General features: G+C 65.7%; 20 protein-coding genes. 4 read left to right on the top strand and 16 right to left on the bottom strand.

Features of this window, described 5'->3' with window-relative positions; all coding sequences use genetic code 11:
• Positions 1 to 40 precede the first annotated feature (40 nt).
• Together SBA_RS04560 and SBA_RS04555 are read right to left on the bottom strand one after the other, a co-directional pair.
• Positions 41 to 1,249 (bottom strand): UbiH/UbiF/VisC/COQ6 family ubiquinone biosynthesis hydroxylase, encoded by a 1,209-nt coding sequence (locus SBA_RS04560; protein ID WP_261936045.1) that lies wholly within the window; start codon positions 1,247 to 1,249, stop codon positions 41 to 43.
• A gap of 151 nt (positions 1,250 to 1,400) precedes the next feature.
• Positions 1,401 to 2,492, bottom strand: a complete 1,092-nt coding sequence (locus SBA_RS04555; RefSeq protein ID WP_261936044.1) for a branched-chain amino acid aminotransferase — start codon at positions 2,490 to 2,492, stop codon at positions 1,401 to 1,403.
• A gap of 159 nt (positions 2,493 to 2,651) precedes the next feature.
• Between SBA_RS04555 and SBA_RS04550 the strand changes: the two genes are divergently transcribed.
• Both SBA_RS04550 and SBA_RS04545 read left to right on the top strand, forming a co-directional pair.
• Positions 2,652 to 3,683: a threonine aldolase family protein gene (locus tag SBA_RS04550; RefSeq protein WP_224548199.1), complete on the top strand. Its 1,032-nt coding sequence runs from the start codon at positions 2,652 to 2,654 to the stop codon at positions 3,681 to 3,683.
• Positions 3,676 to 4,587, top strand: coding sequence for a DMT family transporter (locus tag SBA_RS04545; protein ID WP_224548201.1), 912 nt, complete (start codon positions 3,676 to 3,678; stop codon positions 4,585 to 4,587). Before SBA_RS04550 ends, SBA_RS04545 begins: the two co-directional genes overlap by 8 nt.
• A 99-nt stretch (positions 4,588 to 4,686) precedes the next feature.
• On the opposite strand, the gene SBA_RS04540 is transcribed toward SBA_RS04545, so the two are convergent.
• The 12 genes from SBA_RS04540 to SBA_RS04485 all read right to left on the bottom strand — a co-directional run bounded on the left by SBA_RS04540 (position 4,687) and on the right by SBA_RS04485 (position 13,179).
• Positions 4,687 to 4,842, bottom strand: a complete 156-nt coding sequence (locus SBA_RS04540; RefSeq protein ID WP_261936043.1) for a hypothetical protein — start codon at positions 4,840 to 4,842, stop codon at positions 4,687 to 4,689.
• A 77-nt stretch (positions 4,843 to 4,919) separates the two neighbouring features.
• Complete coding sequence (locus SBA_RS04535) at positions 4,920 to 5,714, bottom strand: Rossmann-fold NAD(P)-binding domain-containing protein (RefSeq protein WP_261936042.1); 795 nt, start codon at positions 5,712 to 5,714, stop codon at positions 4,920 to 4,922.
• Between the two features lie 30 nt (positions 5,715 to 5,744).
• Positions 5,745 to 6,107 (bottom strand): HesB/IscA family protein, encoded by a 363-nt coding sequence (locus SBA_RS04530; RefSeq protein WP_224548204.1) that lies wholly within the window; start codon positions 6,105 to 6,107, stop codon positions 5,745 to 5,747.
• Positions 6,107 to 6,571, bottom strand: coding sequence for an SUF system Fe-S cluster assembly protein (locus SBA_RS04525; protein ID WP_224548205.1), 465 nt, complete (start codon positions 6,569 to 6,571; stop codon positions 6,107 to 6,109). The genes SBA_RS04530 and SBA_RS04525 overlap by 1 nt, the downstream gene beginning before the upstream one ends.
• A complete protein-coding gene (locus SBA_RS04520) occupies positions 6,568 to 7,773 on the bottom strand; it encodes an aminotransferase class V-fold PLP-dependent enzyme (protein WP_261936041.1) in 1,206 nt (401 codons plus the stop codon). Before SBA_RS04520 ends, SBA_RS04525 begins: the two co-directional genes overlap by 4 nt.
• On the bottom strand, positions 7,770 to 8,522 hold the full coding sequence (locus SBA_RS04515) for a SufD family Fe-S cluster assembly protein (protein WP_261936040.1): 753 nt from the start codon (positions 8,520 to 8,522) through the stop codon (positions 7,770 to 7,772). Before SBA_RS04515 ends, SBA_RS04520 begins: the two co-directional genes overlap by 4 nt.
• 139 nt (positions 8,523 to 8,661) lie before the next feature.
• Positions 8,662 to 9,408 carry a Fe-S cluster assembly ATPase SufC gene (gene sufC, locus SBA_RS04510; protein ID WP_224548208.1) on the bottom strand — a complete coding sequence of 249 codons (747 nt, stop codon included), beginning with the start codon at positions 9,406 to 9,408 and terminating at the stop codon, positions 8,662 to 8,664.
• 3 nt (positions 9,409 to 9,411) lie between these two features.
• A complete protein-coding gene (locus tag SBA_RS04505; protein WP_261936039.1) occupies positions 9,412 to 9,867 on the bottom strand; it encodes a hypothetical protein in 456 nt (151 codons plus the stop codon).
• Positions 9,868 to 9,902: 35 nt separating this feature from the next.
• Complete coding sequence (locus SBA_RS04500; RefSeq protein ID WP_261936038.1) at positions 9,903 to 10,202, bottom strand: cytoplasmic protein; 300 nt, start codon at positions 10,200 to 10,202, stop codon at positions 9,903 to 9,905.
• Positions 10,199 to 11,698, bottom strand: a complete 1,500-nt coding sequence (sufB, locus tag SBA_RS04495; protein WP_261936037.1) for a Fe-S cluster assembly protein SufB — start codon at positions 11,696 to 11,698, stop codon at positions 10,199 to 10,201. The genes SBA_RS04500 and sufB overlap by 4 nt, the downstream gene beginning before the upstream one ends.
• A complete protein-coding gene (locus tag SBA_RS04490; RefSeq protein ID WP_224548213.1) occupies positions 11,695 to 12,138 on the bottom strand; it encodes an RrF2 family transcriptional regulator in 444 nt (147 codons plus the stop codon). The genes sufB and SBA_RS04490 overlap by 4 nt, the downstream gene beginning before the upstream one ends.
• Positions 12,139 to 12,237: 99 nt before the next feature.
• Complete coding sequence (locus SBA_RS04485; RefSeq protein ID WP_261936036.1) at positions 12,238 to 13,179, bottom strand: helix-turn-helix domain-containing protein; 942 nt, start codon at positions 13,177 to 13,179, stop codon at positions 12,238 to 12,240.
• A 350-nt stretch (positions 13,180 to 13,529) separates the two neighbouring features.
• Between SBA_RS04485 and SBA_RS04480 the strand changes: the two genes are divergently transcribed.
• Positions 13,530 to 14,588, top strand: coding sequence for a quinone-dependent dihydroorotate dehydrogenase (locus tag SBA_RS04480; RefSeq protein WP_261936035.1), 1,059 nt, complete (start codon positions 13,530 to 13,532; stop codon positions 14,586 to 14,588).
• A 7-nt stretch (positions 14,589 to 14,595) separates the two neighbouring features.
• Here the strand turns inward: SBA_RS04480 and SBA_RS04475 are convergent, their stop codons facing one another.
• The gene (locus SBA_RS04475) at positions 14,596 to 15,015 is read right to left on the bottom strand and encodes a YybH family protein (protein WP_224548217.1); all 420 of its coding nucleotides are present in this window, start codon (positions 15,013 to 15,015) and stop codon (positions 14,596 to 14,598) included.
• 136 nt (positions 15,016 to 15,151) lie between these two features.
• On the opposite strand from SBA_RS04475, the gene ggt reads away from it, so the two are divergent.
• Positions 15,152 to 16,852 carry a gamma-glutamyltransferase gene (gene ggt / locus SBA_RS04470; protein ID WP_261936034.1) on the top strand — a complete coding sequence of 567 codons (1,701 nt, stop codon included), beginning with the start codon at positions 15,152 to 15,154 and terminating at the stop codon, positions 16,850 to 16,852.
• 36 nt (positions 16,853 to 16,888) lie between these two features.
• On the opposite strand, the gene SBA_RS04465 is transcribed toward ggt, so the two are convergent.
• On the bottom strand, positions 16,889 to 17,383 hold the full coding sequence (locus tag SBA_RS04465; RefSeq protein WP_261936033.1) for a hypothetical protein: 495 nt from the start codon (positions 17,381 to 17,383) through the stop codon (positions 16,889 to 16,891).
• Between the last annotated feature and the right edge of the window lie 53 nt (positions 17,384 to 17,436).

Genomic DNA, 17,436 nt, shown 5'->3' with positions numbered 1-17,436 from the left:
AAATACTAATGAATTGCGCGTCGGATGCGGGGCATATACTTCAGATCAATTCACCGGTCAGCAACCGCGGCAGCGCACCCGACTGCCCGCGCGCTTCCGCCATGAAGCGTCCCTTGAGCGCGCCGCTGCGCTGCACCGCCGCCAGACCGGCACGCCGCACCAGCGACGGCAATTTGCCCGGCACGTCGAACAGCCGCACCAGCCCGTCCATCGCCACGCTGGTCATCATCGAATCGAGGCCGCGCCAGCGCTGGTAGCGCGCCAGCAATTGCGCATCGCCCGGATCGAGTCCCAGGCGCATGCCCTCCACCAGCACCTCGACCAGCGCGGCGACGTCGCGGAAGCCAAGGTTCACGCCCTGCCCCGCGATCGGATGGATCGCATGGGCGCTGTCGCCCACCAGCGCCAGCCGGGTGTCGGTGATCCGGGCCGCATGATGGAAGCCGAGCGGATAGGAGGAGCGCGGCCCCGCCAGTGCAATCTCACCCAGAAAACCGCCGATCCGCTTCTGCGCTTCGGCCAGCCAGGCGCGGTCGGACAATTTCATCATCGCCGGCGCCTGCTCGGTCGGCACCGTCCATACCACAGCGGAGCGGGTGCCCGGCAGCATCGGCAACAGCGCGAAGGGGCCGCCGACATAGAAAATCTCATAGGCCGTATTGGCGTGCGGCACCTCATGGTCGATCGCCGTGACCATGGCGGTGTGCTTATATTGCCAGCGGGTGGTGTTGATCCCCGCCGCCTCGCGCGTGGGGCTGTTGCGCCCCTCCGCCGCGACCAGCAGCGCGCCCTGGATGGTGGCGCCGCTCGCCAGCGTCAACGTCACGCCATCGGCGTTGCGATCGACATGGATCGCGCGGTCGGGCTGGAAACGGGTGAGGTTGACGGCTTCGTCCGCCGTCTGCGCCAGCGCCACGCGCAGGTCGCGATTGGGGACCATCGTGCCCATCACGCCGTCGTCGGCGTCCGGCGCGAAATCCAGCGCGCCCGGCGCCAGCCCGTCGCTGACCCAGATACGGTCGATCGGGCAGCCCTTGCCTTCCAGATGCCTGCCCACGCCGATGGCGGTCATCATCGCATAGCTGGTCGAACTGATCGCCGACACGCGGCCGTCGAACCCGGCGGCGGTCACGCCGACCGGATCGGCGGGGTCGATCACGGCGGTCTTCACGCCATGGCCGGAAAGAGCGATGCCCAGAGTGAGGCCGACAAGCCCACCCCCCAAAATCACGACGTCGAAGCGTTCCATGGGGCTGTGTCTAGGCGTTTGGGAGGGGATTGGGAAGTAGAGCAATCCTTAATTCCGTTCGGGCCGAGCCTGTCGAAGCCCCTTCCTTCTGTCAAAAAGGAAAGGCCCTTCGACAAGCTCAGGGCGAACGGAACTGAGTTTGCCGCTTAAGTTAAACCGTCCGGACCCAACCGGCCGGGTCGGCGACCACGCCGCGCTGAATGCCGGTCAGTTCGGCGCGCAGCGTCTCCGTCACCAGCCCGCCATCGCCATTGCCGATGGTGAAGTCCCCGTCCGTGCTCTTGACCGTGCCGATCGCGGTGACGACCGCCGCCGTGCCGCAGGCGAAGGCTTCGCGCAGCGTGCCGCTGGCGGCGTCGGCGCGCCACTGGGCGAAGCTATAGGGCTCCTCGCGCACGGCATGACCCTTGGCGCGGGCCAGGTCGATGATCGAATTGCGGGTGATGCCGGGCAGGATCGTGCCGCCCAGCGGCGGGGTGACGATCGACCCGTCGTCCATCACGAAGAAGACGTTCATGCCGCCCAGCTCCTCGACCCACTTATTCTCCGCAGCATCGAGGAAGACGACCTGGTCACAGCCATGGCCGATCGCTTCCTTCTGCGCGACGAGGCTCGCGGCATAATTGCCGCCGCATTTGGCCGCGCCGGTGCCGCCGCGCGCCGCGCGGGTATAATGTTCCGACACCCACAGGGTCACGGCCTTCTTGCCGCCCTTGAAATAGGCGCCGGCGGGCGAAGCGATGACGCAGAAAATATATTCGTTGGACGGGCGGACGCCCAGGAACGTCTCACTCGCGAACAGGAAGGGGCGCAGATAGAGGCTGCCTTCGCCGGTCGGAATCCAGTCGGCGTCGATCTTCACCAATTGCTCGACCGCTTCCAGGAACAGGTCTTCGGGGATCGCCGGCATCGCCAGCCGTTCGGCCGATGCGGCGAAGCGGCGGGCATTCTCTTCCGGGCGGAACATGGCGATGCTGCCATCTTCCAGCCGATAGGCCTTCATCCCCTCGAAGATTTCCTGCGCATAATGCAGCACGGCGCAGGCGGGATCGAGCTGGAAGGGTTCGCGCGGGCCAACGGCATGGCTGTGCCAGCCCTGCCCCTCCGTATAGCGAATCGTCACCATATGGTCGGTGAAGAGCCGGCCGAAGCCCGGATCTTCCAGCAGCACCGCGCGCGCGTCAGCCGCCACAGCCTTGGTGCTGGGGGTAACGGGGAAACGCGACTTCTGCTCGACGGCCATGGTGAGTCTCCTTTTCTGGCTCGGATCGGCCGCCTATGTCATAGAGCGGCCTGCGAAACAATGGGTCATGCTTACTGACTAATTCTACAATTGGAAAAAGGCCGATTGTCTCCCGCTGGCCCCTTCCCGCCCGCGCGACGTCCTTGTATCGCTTGCGCCATGCATTTTTTCTCGGACAACGCCACCCCCATCAGCCCCGCCGTGATGGCGGCCATCGCCGCGGCCGACCAGGCCGACCATGGCTATGATGGCGACGCCTGGAGCGCACGGCTGGACGGGGCGTTCAGCGCCCTGTTCGACACCCCGGTCAGCACCCCGGTCCATGCGCTGTGGATCGCGACCGGCACGGCGGCGAACAGCATCGCGCTGGCGTGCCTCTGTCCGCCCTATGGCGGCGTGATCTGCCATGAGGAAGCGCATATCGTCGTCGATGAATGCGGCGCGCCGGGCTTCTTCACCCATGGCGCGACGCTGATGCCGCTCCCCGGCGAAGGCGCGAAGCTGACGCCGGACATCGTCGCCGACCGGCTGAAGGCGATCCGTCCCGACGTGCATCAGGTGCCGGCCCGCGCGATCAGCATCACCAACGCCACCGAATATGGTCTGGTCTACAGCCCGGACGAAGTCGCGGCGCTGGGCGAACTGGCCAGGGCGCATGGCCTGGGCTTTCACATGGATGGGGCGCGCTTCGCCAATGCGGTCGCGCATCTGGGCTGCGCGCCCGCCGACGTCACCTGGCGCGCGGGGGTGGATGCGCTCAGCTTCGGCTGCGTCAAAAATGGCGGCATGATCGGCGAGGCGCTGCTCTTCTTCGGCGAACAGGCCGCAGCGCGCGCGGCCGAAGCGAAGCGCTGGCGCAAGCGGTCGGGGCATCTCTTCTCCAAGGGCCGCTATCTCGCCGCCCAGATTTTGGCGATGGTCGAGGGCGATCTGTGGCTGGCCAATGCCCGCGCGGCCAATGCGGCGGCGCGGGCGCTTGCCGGTGGCGCCGCCGGCCGCCTGCTCCACCCGGTGCAGGCGAACGAACTGTTCATCCGCCTGTCCGCCGACGAGGCCGCCCTGTTGCGCGCGCAGGGCTTCGATTTCTACGACTGGGGCGAGGGCGCGGCGCGGCTGGTCACCAACTGGGCGCAGGACGCGGCCAGCGTCGCGCCGCTGGCGCAGGCGCTCAAGGCGCTCACCGATGGCTGAGAGCAGATCGAACGGCGTCATCCTGCCTTTCATCCTCGTCACGCTGATCTGGAGTTCGACCTGGATCGTGATCCGAGACCAGATCGGCTCGGTCCCGGCCAGTTGGTCGGTCTGCTACCGTTTCCTGCTCGCCGGCATCGCCATGGCCGCCTTCGCCCGACTGCGCGGCGTGTCGCTCAATATCGGCGGGGCGGGCCTGCTCTACGCTGCGCTGCTGGGCGTGGCGCAGTTCGTCCTGAACTTCAACTTCGTCTATCGGGCGGAACATTATCTGACCTCCGGCGTGGTCGCGGTCGTCTATGCGATGCTGCTGATCCCCAATTCGATCCTCGCCTGGCTGATCTTCCGGGTGTCGGTAAGCCGCGCCTTCATCGGCGGGTCGCTGGTCGCGGTGACGGGCATCATACTCATGCTGCTGCACGAATATCATGCCGCCCCAATGCAAAACGATATAGCTCGGCCCGACATGGTGCTGCTGGGCGCGGCCTTCTCGCTCGCCGGCCTGATGAGCGCCTCGGCCGCCAATGTCATGCAGGGGATGGACATCGCCCGGCGGCTGCCGATGGTGGCGGTGCTGGCCTGGGCGATGCTGATCGGCGCCGGGGTGGACGCGCTCTTCGCCTGGGCCACCGTCGGCCCGCCGCAGTTCGACATGCGGTGGGGCTATGTGCTGGGCATAGGCTGGCTGGGGATCGCCGGGTCGGTCGTGACCTTCCCGCTCTACTTCACCCTGATCCAGCGCATGGGCGCGGGCCGCGCCGCCTATACCAGCGTGCTGATCCCGGTGATCGCGATGCTGATCTCGACCGTGGCGGAGGGCTATCGCTGGAGCGCGCTGGCGATCGTCGGCGCGCTGCTGGCGATCGCGGGGATGGGCATCGCGCTGCGCTCGAAGGCGGCTTAGCGCATCGTGCGGAAAAGCAGGGATCGGTTTTCCGCTAAAAACGATGCGAAAACAAAAAACCAGAGCGTCCGGCCCGCGTTCGATTAAACGCAGCGCGCGCTAGCGCATCGCCCCCGGCTGGTAGCGCCGCGTGGCGGCATCGACCTTGGCGAGCAGGCTGGCGACCGATTCGGGCGAAGTCGCGGGGCGACCGGGCGCGGACAGATGCTGCATCCGGTCGCTGAGCGCGGAAAAGGCCTTGTCGATACGGGTCATGGGATCGTCCTCGCTGAATGACGATCCCGTCTTCGCGTGATCCGGTTAACAAGGCGTAAACCATGCGCCGACCCGCCTTACAGGCAGGCGCGCAACCCCTGGCGGTAGGTCGGATAGAGCGGCGCCCAGCCCAGCAGCCGCTTCGCCCGTCCATTGGCGACGCGGCGATTTTCGGCATAGAAGCCGCGCGCCATCGGCGACAGGGCGGCCTCCCCCATGGTCTGGAGCGGCGGCCAGGGCCGGCCCAGCAGGTCGCAGGCCGCCTCGATCACGTCATTCTGCGCGCAGGGCAGGTCGTCGGCCAGATTATAGACGCCGGGCGGTCCATCGAAGCTGGCGATCGCCCCGGCGACGATGTCATCCACATGGACGCGGCTGAAGACCTGATCGGGCAGGGCGATGCGATGCGCCTTCCCCTCGCGCACCCGGTCCAGCGCCGATCGCCCCGGCCCATAGATGCCCGGCAGGCGAAAGCGGCGCATGTCGGGACGCAGCGCCCCCCAGTCGGCGTCGGCGGCGGCCCGCGCGGTGCGCCGCCCCTGCCCCACCGGGCTGGCCTCATCCACCCAGGCGCCGGCCGCATCGCCATAGACGCCGGTGGACGACAAATAGCCGGTCCACAACGCCGGCGCGGCGGCGATGGCCTGGCCATAGCGGATCAGCACGGGGTCCACGCCTCCTTCGGGCGGGACGGAGGAGAGAATGTGGGTCGCGCCGGCGATGGCGGCGCGGACGGCGGGCTCGTCATCGAAGGCGAGGATATCCGAGGCGGCGTGACGCCTGACGCCGGTAACCCGCCACCCTTCCCCACGCAGGCGACCGGCCAGCCGAGCGGCGGTATAGCCCATGCCGAGGACGAGCAGATGCGGCATTACAACCCACCTCCGTTCGGCTGTTACGCCCTAGACCGTGAAGCTCTCGCCACAGCCGCAACTGCCCTTGGCGTTGGGGTTGTTGAAGACGAAACCGGCGGTGAAATCATCCTCCACCCAGTCCATCGTCGATCCGATCAGGTACAGCACCGACGCGCCGTCGATATAGAGCACCCCGCCCGGCGTCTCGATCTTCTCGTCGAACGTCGTCTCTTCCGACACATAGTCGACCGAATAGGCCAGGCCCGAACAGCCGCGCTTGGGGGTGGAGAGCTTGACCCCGATCGCGCCCTCGGGCGCTTGGCGCATCAGTTCGGCGATGCGCGCCTGCGACGTCGGCGTCAGGATGACGGCGGCGGGGCGCGCGCGGGTCTTGGTCTGCACGTCGGTCATCAGAGCATCCCCAGTTCCAGCTTCGCCTCGTCGCTCATCTTCTGCGGGTCCCATGGCGGATCCCAGACCAGATTGACCTGCGCATCGCCCACGCCCGGCACCGCGCCGACACGCAGTTCGACTTCGCCCGGCATGGATTCGGCGACCGGGCAATGCGGCGTCGTCAGCGTCATGGTGACGACGGCATGGCCATCGTCCGTCACGTCGACCCCGTAGATCAGGCCCAGATCATAGATGTTGACCGGGATTTCCGGATCGAAAATCTCCTTCAGCGCCTCGATGATCGCGTCATATAGATCGCCCCCCGGTTCGCCGGCCGGCACGTCGCTGGGCTTGGCGGACAGGAAGCCGTCCAGATAGTCGCGCTGGCGCGGCGCCGCATCCGCGGCCTCTTCGACGCGCGCCTTGGGCGGGGTTTCGACCGCCTCGACTTCCTCGATCATGATCTTATGCTCTTCGCTCATCCGAAGATTTTCCTTACCCGTTCAAGTCCGCGCACCAGCGCATCCACGTCGCTTTCGTCGCTATAGATGCCGAAGCTGGCCCGTGCGGTCGCCTCGACGCCCAGATGCCGCATCAGCGGCTGTGCGCAATGATGGCCGGCCCGGATCGCGACGCCCGTTTCGTCCAATATGGTGCCGACATCGTGCGGATGCACCCCCTCCACCTCGAAAGAGAGGATTCCCGCGCTGTCGTCCGGACCGAACAGGCGGACGCTGTTGATATTCTCCAGCGCCGCCCGCGCCTTGGCCACCAGCGCGCACTCATGGGCGTGGACCCTGTCCAGCCCGATGCCCTGTACATAGTCGATCGCCGCCGAAAGCCCGACGACGCCGGTGATGTGCGGCGTCCCCGCCTCGAACCGGGTCGGCGCGGGCGCGTAGGTGGTCTTTTCGAACGTCACCTTGTCGATCATCGATCCGCCGCCCTGATAGGGGGGCATGGCGTCCAGCAGTTCGGCCCGCCCCCACAGCACGCCGATGCCGGTCGGGCCATAGAGTTTGTGCGCGGAAAAGACGTAGAAATCGCAGTCCATCGCAGCCACGTCGATCGCCAGCCGCGGCACCGCCTGGCAGCCGTCGATCAATATCTTCGCGCCCACCATATGGGCGATGTCGGCAGCGCGGCGCACGTCCAGCACGCTGCCCAGCACGTTGGACACATGGGCCAGCGCGACCATCCGGTGCTGCGGCGTAATCATCGCGCGCATCGCGTCGAGGTCGATCTTGCCGTCCTGCGTCAGCGGCACGACGTCGATCGCCGCGCCGACTTTCTCCGCGACGATCTGCCACGGCACGATATTGCTGTGATGCTCCAGCGTGGACAGCAGGATGCGGTCGCCCGCCTTGAGCTGCGTCCCGGCCCAGCATTGCGCGACCAGGTTGATCCCCTCGGTCGCGCCGCGGACATAGACGATTTCCCCGTCGCTCGCCGCGCCGATGAAGCCCGCCACCTTCCGCCGCGCCGCTTCATAGGCGAGCGTCATATTGGCCGACCGCTCGTACACGCCGCGATGCACCGTCGCATAGTCCGGGCCATAGGCGCGCGCGATCGCGTCGATCACGGCGTTGGGCTTTTGCGCGGTGGCGGCGCTATCGAGATAGTGCCAGTCCCCGACACCGGGGAAATCGTCCCGCAGCCGCAAAGTCTGGGCCAGATCGGTCATACCAGGGCCTCCAGCTTGGCGATCGCGGCCGCTTCCAGCACATCCTTGACCGCCTCGTCCGCGACGTCGTCGAACACGCCCGCGACGAAGGAGCGCAGCAGCAGCGTCTTGGCCGTCGCCGGGTCCATGCCCCGGCTCGCCATGTAGAAGAGCGCCGTCTTGTCCAGTTCGCCCACGGTCGCGCCATGGGCGCATTTCACGTCGTCGGCGAAGATTTCCAGCTCCGGCTTGGCGTTCGCCGTCGCCGTCCGGTCCAGCAGCATCGCCTTGATCGACTGGAAGGCATCGGTGCGCTGCGCATCGCGCGCGACATTGATGCTGCCCAGATAGCTGCCGGTCGCACGCTGCCCCAGGATCGACCGGATCGTCTGGCCGCTGGTCGAATCGGGCTTGGCATGGGTGACGCTGGTGATGATCTCCAGCGTCTGGTCGCCGCCGCCCAATATCGCGCCATTGAGCTCGAAATGCGCCTTGCTGCCGAGGGTCACGGTGAAGGTCACACGCCCCAGCTTGCCGCCGATATTCAACACATGGAAATCGCACCGCGCCCCGTCGGCGATGGTAATGACATAGTCATGCACCGCCGCCGTCCCATCCGCCGCGTCCTGCACCAGATGATGACGCGCCGTATCGCCTTCGGCCACGTCGATCCGCATCGGCGCGGGCGTCGGCCAAATCGCGGCGACAGCCTCGACATCGCTATAGCGCCAGTCTTCGTCCTTGCGCGTGGGGAGAGCGAGCACAGTCATTCCCCGCCTCCGTTCGCTTCGAGCGAAGCCGAGAAGCGGCTAGCGCTGCGCCTGCGTTTCTCGACCTTGGCCTGTCCTGAGCGCCTGCCTTGGCAGGCAGTCGAAGGGCTCGAAACGAACGGCTGTTGTATTGCATTGCTCACGCCGCCACCACCTCGGCATAGCCTTCCCGTTCCAGCTCCAGCGCCAGTTCCGGCCCGCCCGACTTCACGATCCGGCCGGCCGCCAGCACATGGACGAAGTCCGGCTTCACATAGTCGAGCAGCCGCTGATAATGGGTGATGAGCAGCACGGCCTTGTCGCTCTTGCGCATGATCGCGTTGATCCCCGCGCCCACGATCTTCAATGCGTCGATGTCGAGGCCGGAGTCCGTCTCGTCGAGGATGGCGAGCCTGGGGTCGAGGATGCCCATCTGCACCATTTCGGCGCGCTTCTTCTCGCCACCCGAAAAGCCGACATTCACCGGCCGCTTGAGCATTTCCATGTCGAGGCCCAGCAGCGCGGCCTTTTCCTTGGCGAGGCGGATGAACTCGCCGCCGTTCAATTCCTTCTCGCCCCGCGCGCGGCGCTGGCTATTGAGGCTTTCGCGCAGGAATTGCAGGTTGGAAACGCCGGGAATCTCGACCGGATATTGGAAGCCCAGGAACAGCCCGGCGGCGGCGCGTTCATGCGGCTCCAGTTCGAACAGGTCCGCACCCTCGAACGTCGCCGTGCCGCCGGTCACATCATAGCCCGGTCGCCCGCCCAGCGTATAGGCGAGCGTCGACTTGCCCGCGCCATTCGGCCCCATGATCGCATGGATTTCGCCCGCGTTGATGGTCAGCGACAATCCCTTCAGGATCGCCTTGCCGTCGATTTCGTTGGTCAGATTGTCGATCGTCAGCATCTCTTACCCCTTATGCGCCCGCTCGAGCGTCCGCGCGGTCCAGAACGCCATGTCGCGCACGTCGCCCGGCGCGGGGAACAGCGTGTCGATATGCCGCTTGATCGGCATATAGGGCCACCAGTCGGCATCCGGCTCCGGCGCGCCCTTTTCCAGCAGCGCGACGACGAATTCGCTGACCGGCCCCATGCGGGCCAGGTTGGGCGCCTTCGCCTTGTGGAACGCCTTGTCCTTGCGCAGCTTCTCGGTGAAGGCGACGTCGCCGGCCTCCAGCGCCGCGCGACTCTGCGCCTCATAGGCGTCGAGGTCGCCGAAATCGGCGCGCGCACGCGGCTCCAGCTCGCCCTCTTCCAGCTCATAATCCTCGGTCAGGATCCGGATCGCGGCGGTCCATGACTGGCCATTGCCGACATCCTCCGCAAAATCCGCGAGGGCATCCTGAATATCGTCTTCGTCGCTCAAGTTTCCGTCCTTCAAATTCTCAAATTCATCGATCGTCAAAACCAGATGCTGTGCATCCGCTTGAGAAATGCCTCATCCGAAATCGGGAAACCGGAAGCATCGCCGATCACAGAATCAATACCGCACTCAGGGCACATTGCCGTGCCGCCATCATCAACCCAATCGTTTATCCGGGCAGCAGGGAAACTCGTGCAGCAGTAGAAGCAGCCAGCGATATTGCTGGCTTCCAATTCCTGCCGATGATTGGCGCAATGGACATGCGCCTCCACTTCGGCACCACCCTGTCGCTTAAGTTCAGCAAGTCGGGCAGTCACTGCATGCAATTCGTCCGTCACCCCACCGACCCCTCCAGCGAAATCCCCAGCAGTTTCTGCGCTTCCACCGCAAACTCCATCGGCAACTGCTGCAGCACTTCGCGCGCGAAGCCGTTCACGATCAGCGACACCGCGCTCTCCGCATCCAGCCCGCGCTGCATCGCATAGAAAAGCTGGTCGTCGGAAATCTTTGACGTCGTCGCCTCATGCTCGATCTGCGCGCTCGGATTGCGCACCTCGATATAGGGCACGGTATGCGCGCCGCACTGGTCCCCCAGCAGCAGGCTGTCGCACTGCGTGAAGTTGCGTACGCCCTCCGCCCCCGGCGCCACGCGCACCAGCCCGCGATAGGTGTTGTTCGACCGCCCGGCGCTGATCCCCTTCGACACGATGGTCGAGCGCGACCCCTTGCCGTTATGGATCATCTTGGTGCCGGTGTCGGCCTGCTGCCTGTTGTTGGTCAGCGCCACCGAGTAGAACTCGCCCACGCTATTCTCACCATTCAGCACACAGGACGGATATTTCCAGGTGATCGCGGACCCCGTCTCGACCTGCGTCCACGACACCTTGCTGTTCCTGCCCTGACACAGCGCCCGCTTGGTCACGAAATTATAGATGCCGCCCTTGCCGTCGGCGTCGCCGGGATACCAGTTCTGGACGGTCGAATATTTGATCTCCGCATCGTCCAGCGCGACCAGTTCGACGACGGCCGCGTGCAACTGATTCTCGTCGCGCATCGGCGCCGTGCAGCCTTCCAGATAAGAGACATAGCTGCCCTCGTCCGCGACGATCAGAGTCCGCTCGAACTGCCCCGTATTCTCCGCATTGATGCGAAAATAGGTGGACAATTCCATCGGGCAACGCACCCCCTTGGGGATATAAACGAACGTCCCATCGGAAAAGACCGCACAGTTCAATGTCGCGAAATAATTGTCATGCATCGGCACGACCTTGCCCAGCCATTTGCGGATCAGGTCGGGATATTCGCGCACCGCCTCGCTGATCGAGCGGAAGATGACCCCCGCTTCCTCCAGCTCCTTGCGGAAGGTCGTGGCGACCGACACGCTGTCGAACACCGCATCCACCGCGACCCGGCGCGACCCCTTCACCCCTGCCAGCACTTCCTGTTCGGCGATGGGAATGCCCAGCTTCTTGTAGGTCGCCAATATCTCCGGATCGACCTCGTCCAGGCTGTCCAGCTCCACCTTCTTCTTCGGCTCGGCGTAATAATAGGCGTCCTGATAGTCGATCGGCGGGACGTTGAGCTTCGCCCAGTCCGGCGGCGTCATCGTCTTCCACATGGCGAACGCCTTCAGCCGCCAGTCGAGCAGCCATTGCGGCTCCTTCTTCTTGGCGGAAATGAAGCGGACCGTATCCTCGTTCAGCCCCTTGGGCGCGAAATCCTGTTCGATCGCCGACGACCAGCCATGTTCGTAGGTGGAGGCGCGATCGGCCGCCTCCTGCGCTTCGGCGTTACGGCCAGAATAGAATTGAACGGTGGTTGCTTGTTCTGTCATGCCATTTCTCTGCTAAGGCTGGCGATGGTGACGCCGGCAAGGGCGGATCGGATCGCTTCATTGGCCACGTTCATATGCGGGCGGATGCGGCAGTCGGTTTCCAGATTGCAGTCATGCGCGCCCTGCTCGTTGCAGGCGGTCATGGCGATCGGCCCTTCGACCGCCTCCACCACGTCGGCCAGCGTGATCGTGGCGGGCGGGCGCGACAGCCGCACGCCGCCGCCCGTGCCGCGGCTCGATTCGAGCAACCCGGCCGCCGACAGCCGGCTCACCAGCTTCTGAGCGGTGGGCAGCGGAATGCCGGTTTCGGCGCTCAATGTGGTCGCGTTCATCTTCGCTACGCGCTGCGATTCCGCCGGGGCAAGCCCAGCGTGGCCGCAATGGCGCGCGGCGGCGGACATCAACACGACCGCATAGTCGGCAAAGCTCGATAATTTCATATCAATTGCGAACCATTCTCAAATCGGACTGATTCCATCCGATTGGCCGCATGTGGTCCGCCGAGCGCCGATAATCAAGGCAATTTTGCTTGGCCGACCTTAACTCAGGCGATTCAGCACCGCCACGTCGCCGCCCAGCGAGCGGCGCAACAACGTCAGTTGCGCCACCGCGGACGGCTCGGTCTGCAACTGGTGCGGCGTAAGGCCGATGAAATGCTTGATCTCCCGGATGAAGTGCGACTGGTCGTAAAAGCCGCCCTCCTCGCAAAGCTGCTGCCAGCTCACTCCGTCCAGCGCGATGCGCGCGGAACAGCGCAGGGCCCGATATTTGCGCGCCAGCAGCTTGGGCGCCGCGCCATAATATTTATTGGCAAGGCGAGCGAGCTGGCGCGGCGACAGGCCGGTGGTTTCGGCCAGCACCTCGATCCGCGGCGATCCTTCGTCCATCAGCCAGGCGTCGATCGCCGCCAGCAATTCCCACGTCGCGGGGCGCAGCGGTCGCGTCAGCCGCCCCAGTTCGCTCCAGCACAGCGCGGCCATCGCGTCGGCATCGTCGCCCAGCGCGCGCAACCTGTCCAGCAGCCGGGCATAGACGTCGCCCCGTTCGGCCGCGAGATCGCACAGCCCGTCCGCCAGCGCGCTGGCGTCGCCGCCGTGCAGCGCCAGCCAGCCGGCGGGCAGCAGGGAAATGCCCATCACCCGCAACGGCCGGTCGACTTCGAATCGAGTCGCGCCCATGGTCGGCCCCAGCAGGCAGACGTCGGGCGTCGCCATCACGGTTCCGTCCTGGAAATGATAGTCGCCGCCACCCTCCAGCATCAGCCGCAACTGCGGCACGTCGGCGCGGGTGAAGTCGGCATAGCGATCGGCCGCGACGGTGAAATAATAGAGCGATCCGAAATAGGCGCGCAGATGCGCAGGCGGTGCGAAATAGCGCAGCCGGACAGGCCCCTGCGCGGCGTCGACCGTATAGGACAGCGGTCCGCGGTCATCCGGCAACGCGACTGCGTGCGCCACATTATCGCTGTGATGCGACCCCATTTTTTCACCCCTGCCGGTCACTATGCGCCAACACGGGCGCGGCGCAAGCGGCCGGACGGAAAAATTGTAAAGTTTTTCGACAGCTAGCAGCCGAAGCCCAAAAAAATGACCCGGCGGTTTGCACCGCCGGGTCAGTAAAAGGTCTCATTGGCCATAGGCCAGAGAGCCTTCGGGTCGCAAGGCGGCTTTACGCCCGAATCACAGCAACTTTATTGGATGAAACGGACATTTTCGGCGCGCAAACGGTCTCATTCATGACGTTTCTTGTCATGAAATAACCCGAACCCTCCGCTGTTGCCCCATGGCCACAGTGACTCGACGGACGAAGGGTCCGCTGGCATAGGCGGGCCATGTCCTATCGCCTGATCCGCCCGCTGCTGTTCGCCCTGGATGCCGAGCGCGCCCACCATCTCTCGATCGCCGCGCTGCGGCTGATGCCGACGCCCGCGCCGCTGGCGCCCGACGCGATGCTGGAGTCGGTGGTGGCGGGAATCCGCTTTCCCAATCCGGTCGGCCTGGCCGCGGGCTATGACAAGGACGGACGCATCGCCCACAAGATGCACGGGCTGGGCTTCGGATTCGCCGAACTGGGCACGCTGACCCCGCTGGCCCAGCCGGGCAATCCCCAGCCGCGCCTGTTCCGCCTGGTCGAGGACCGCGCCGTCATCAACCGCTTCGGCTTCAACAATGGCGGCCAGGGCGCCGCGGCGGACCGGATCGCGCGCTATCGCCGGCCGGTGGAGAGCGGCGGCCCGGTGATCGGCATCAATATCGGCGCGAACAAGGATGCGACCGCGGCCGGGCGCGGCATCGCCGACTATGCGACCGGCGTCACCTGCATGGCGCCGCTGGCCGACTATCTGACCGTCAACATCTCCTCCCCCAACACGCCGGGCCTGCGCGCGTTGCAGGGCCGGGCGGCGCTCGACGATCTGCTCTCGGCGGTGATGGCCGCGCGGGGCGCGGGAACGACGCCGATCTTCCTGAAAGTCGCGCCCGATCTGGAGCCAGCCGATGTCGAGGATATCGCCGCCGCCTGTATCGACCATCGGGTCGATGCGCTGATCGTTTCCAACACCACCATCACCCGCCCCGCGCTGCGATCGGCCCAGGCTAGCGAAGCGGGCGGCCTGTCCGGCGCGCCGCTGACCGGCCTGTCGCTGGCGCGGCTCAAGGACTTTCGCCGCCTCACCGGCACCCGCCTGCCCCTGATCGGCGTGGGCGGCATCGCCAATGCGGAACAGGCCTATGCCCGCCTCCGCGCCGGCGCCTCGCTGGTCCAGCTCTACAGCGCGCTGGTCTATGAAGGGCCGTATCTCGCGAAACGGATCAATGCCGGGCTGAAGGCGCTGATGGCGCGGGATGGCGTGAAAACGATCGGCGAGGCGATCGGGGTCGACGTGCAATAGGATCGCGTCAGGGGCGATGCAGCGTCACTTTGAGCGTCTCGAAATCCGCCGGGCCGGACGAATGTTCATGCACGATGCGCCACCGACCGTCCCGACGCCGAAGGGACCAGCTCGTCCTGTTTTCCAGCGCGCGCAATTCTTCGCCCGATGGCGCGACGGCGGCGTAGCGCGTCGTGGCGCACCAGACGGCCCAGTCGTCCCCGACCAGACTCTTCTCCGGCGTGAATGTGACTTTGACGCGCTCTTCGCCCAGCGATGCAAACCAGTCCCGCACCATGGCCGCCCATGCATCCCGGCCTTCATAAGACCATGGCCCCCATGCATCGAAGACAAGCACGTCCATGTCGTATAAGGACAGGAAAGCGGCCTCGTCTTTCTCGTAGACGGCCAGGGCATATGCGTCCGCGAGTGTATCTATGCTGTCCATATGCCGATGCTAACGCCTGTATCGCCTGTCTGCTATCGCGAAAGTCGGTCTGGACGAGCCGGCTGTTGTTGATCGCGACCGCCCAGAACCGCCACAAAGGGTTGCCGCGCGCAACCTTATGGCTAGGGTGACGGCCATGATCTCCCGCCTTCCCGGCCTGCTGGCCCCGCTCGCCCTCCTCGCCCTCATCCCCGCGTCCGCCCTCGCCCGCGAGCCGGTGTCGACCAACGCCACCGTGTCCGCCGCCGATCCGCGCGCGGCGCAGGCGGGGCAGGAGATATTGCGCAGGGGCGGCAGCGCGACCGATGCCGCGATCGCGATGATGCTGACGTTGAACGTCGTGGAACCGCATAATAGCGGCATCGGCGGCGGTGGATTCCTGATGCATCATGACGGCGCGACCGGCCTGCTGGAATCGATCGATGGGCGCGAAACCGCGCCGGCCGCTGCCCGGCCGGATCGCTTCATGGGACCGGACGGCAAGCCCCTGCCCTTCATGCAGGCCTGGCCGGGCGGCTATTCGGCCGGCGTGCCGGGCAATCTGCGCATGGCGTGGGACGCGCACAAGAAATGGGGCAAGCTGCCCTGGGCCGATCTGTTCGCGCCCGCGATCCGCTACGCGCAGGATGGCTTCGACCTGGGCGAACGCACCGCCACAGCGCTGCGCGCGACCCAGAGCATCTGGGCCGACTTCCCCGAAATCCAGAAAGCCTTCTGGATCGACGGCGCCCCGCCGCCCGTCGGCACCCACCTCAAAAACCTGCCGCTCGCCGCCCTGTTCAAGCGGATCGCGGCGGAAGGCCCGGACGCCTTCTACACCGGCGAAAACGCCCGCCTCATCAGCCAGGCCGTCACCCATGCGCCCAAGAATCCGGTGCCGATGACGGAAGCGGATCTGGCCGGCTATCAGGCCAAGCCGCGCAGGCCGGTCTGCGGTCATTATCGCGCCTATACCGTCTGCGGCATGGGGCCGGCGTCGGCCGGTGGCGTCACCGTGCTGGAGATTCTCGGCATGGTCGAACGCTTCCCGCTCGCCCAATGGGGCAAGGACGATCCACGTAGCTGGCATGTCATCGGCGAAGCGATGCAACTGGCCTATGCCGATCGCGACACATGGCTGGGCGATCCCGATTTCGTGTCGGTGCCGGTCAGCGGCATGATCGATCCCACCTATCTGAAACAGCGCTCGTCGCTCATCCGCCTGAACAAAGCATTGAATGTCTACAAGCCCGGTACGCCCCCCGGCGCCCGGCCGCGCACCGCGTCGCTGCCCCAGCCCGAAAGCGGCACCAGCCATTTCGTCGCGGTGGATCGCAATGGCGACATCGCCGCCTGGACCTCCACGATCGAAAGCTTCTTCGGCAGCCAGCTGATCGCCAATGGCGTGATCCTGAACAATGAACTGACCGATTTCAGCTTCACGCCCGAAAAGGACGGCAAGCCGGTCGCCAACCGGGTGGAGGCGGGCAAGCGCCCCCTCTCCTCCATGTCGCCGACCATCGTCTATGACGACAAGGGCACGCCGATCTTCACCGTCGGCGCGGCGGGCGGCAAGACCATCATCATGCAGGTCGCCAAGGCGCTGATCGCGCATTTCGACTGGGGCCTGTCCGCGCAGGATTCGATCGCGCACGGCCTCCTCTTCTTCAACGGCGACGGGCTGGTGCTGGAACAGGGCACCTCGCTCGAAGCCATGAAAGCGCCGCTGGAGAAACTGGGCCACCGCGTCAGCGTCAACCGCATGGGCCTCAAGGCCAATGCCGCCGAACGCATGGCCGACGGCCACTGGGTCGGCGCCGCCGACCCGCGCAGTCCGGGGGTTTCGTTGCAGGAGTAAAGCCGGCCTTCGGCCTGCTCCGTTCGCAATGACGGATCACCCCTTCAAATCCAGCCCCGCGACGTTGAAGTCGAACGGCGCGGTCTGCGCCTTGCCGTCCACCACCAGGTCGACCTTCACGCTCTTGGCCTTCCTGATCACATCATAGGCCCCCTGCGATGGCGCGATCGCGATACCGTCGTCATTGGTCGCCATCCGCCCCTGCCATTCGTGGCGCTTGCCGTCGTCGGTGGTGGCCGTGATCCGGCAATCCGACAGGTCGCAGGTGAAGGGCGCGCCGACCAGCTTGACCGTTACGTCCGCGCCGCCTTCCTTGAGCGGCTGGACCAGCAGGACCGAGAAAGTGTCGGGCGCGGTCATCGTCTGCACGCTGTTGGCGCTGCCGATATAGGCGACCTTGGGCTTGCCGCCCTCGCCGCCCTCATATTTCCAGACCTGGCCGATCTGCTCGCGCTGGGTCGGTTCCTTGGATGTCTTGTCGCCGCAGGCCGCCAGCGTGGCGACGGCTGCGATCATCATGATGGCGCGCATTGCGTCCTGTCCTTCCGATATGGTTACGGAAGGACAATGTCTGAACCGGCCGG

Origin of the sequence: Sphingomonas bisphenolicum (assembly GCF_024349785.1) — a bacterium.
In the GTDB taxonomy this organism is placed as follows: domain Bacteria; phylum Pseudomonadota; class Alphaproteobacteria; order Sphingomonadales; family Sphingomonadaceae; genus Sphingobium; species Sphingobium bisphenolicum.
This window is presented reverse-complemented; position numbering and strand designations above follow the sequence as displayed.

Coding starts and splice junctions, on each gene's coding strand:
- SBA_RS04560 (WP_261936045.1), bottom strand. CDS start 1,249: ATGGAACGCTTCGACGTCGTGATTTTGGGGGGTGGGCTTGTCGGCCTC.
- SBA_RS04555 (WP_261936044.1), bottom strand. CDS start 2,492: ATGGCCGTCGAGCAGAAGTCGCGTTTCCCCGTTACCCCCAGCACCAAG.
- SBA_RS04550 (WP_224548199.1), top strand. CDS start 2,652: ATGCATTTTTTCTCGGACAACGCCACCCCCATCAGCCCCGCCGTGATG.
- SBA_RS04545 (WP_224548201.1), top strand. CDS start 3,676: ATGGCTGAGAGCAGATCGAACGGCGTCATCCTGCCTTTCATCCTCGTC.
- SBA_RS04540 (WP_261936043.1), bottom strand. CDS start 4,842: ATGACCCGTATCGACAAGGCCTTTTCCGCGCTCAGCGACCGGATGCAG.
- SBA_RS04535 (WP_261936042.1), bottom strand. CDS start 5,714: ATGCCGCATCTGCTCGTCCTCGGCATGGGCTATACCGCCGCTCGGCTG.
- SBA_RS04530 (WP_224548204.1), bottom strand. CDS start 6,107: ATGACCGACGTGCAGACCAAGACCCGCGCGCGCCCCGCCGCCGTCATC.
- SBA_RS04525 (WP_224548205.1), bottom strand. CDS start 6,571: ATGAGCGAAGAGCATAAGATCATGATCGAGGAAGTCGAGGCGGTCGAA.
- SBA_RS04520 (WP_261936041.1), bottom strand. CDS start 7,773: ATGACCGATCTGGCCCAGACTTTGCGGCTGCGGGACGATTTCCCCGGT.
- SBA_RS04515 (WP_261936040.1), bottom strand. CDS start 8,522: ATGACTGTGCTCGCTCTCCCCACGCGCAAGGACGAAGACTGGCGCTAT.
- sufC (WP_224548208.1), bottom strand. CDS start 9,408: ATGCTGACGATCGACAATCTGACCAACGAAATCGACGGCAAGGCGATC.
- sufB (WP_261936037.1), bottom strand. CDS start 11,698: ATGACAGAACAAGCAACCACCGTTCAATTCTATTCTGGCCGTAACGCC.
- SBA_RS04490 (WP_224548213.1), bottom strand. CDS start 12,138: ATGAAATTATCGAGCTTTGCCGACTATGCGGTCGTGTTGATGTCCGCC.
- SBA_RS04485 (WP_261936036.1), bottom strand. CDS start 13,179: ATGGGGTCGCATCACAGCGATAATGTGGCGCACGCAGTCGCGTTGCCG.
- SBA_RS04480 (WP_261936035.1), top strand. CDS start 13,530: ATGTCCTATCGCCTGATCCGCCCGCTGCTGTTCGCCCTGGATGCCGAG.
- SBA_RS04475 (WP_224548217.1), bottom strand. CDS start 15,015: ATGGACAGCATAGATACACTCGCGGACGCATATGCCCTGGCCGTCTAC.
- ggt (WP_261936034.1), top strand. CDS start 15,152: ATGATCTCCCGCCTTCCCGGCCTGCTGGCCCCGCTCGCCCTCCTCGCC.
- SBA_RS04465 (WP_261936033.1), bottom strand. CDS start 17,383: ATGCGCGCCATCATGATGATCGCAGCCGTCGCCACGCTGGCGGCCTGC.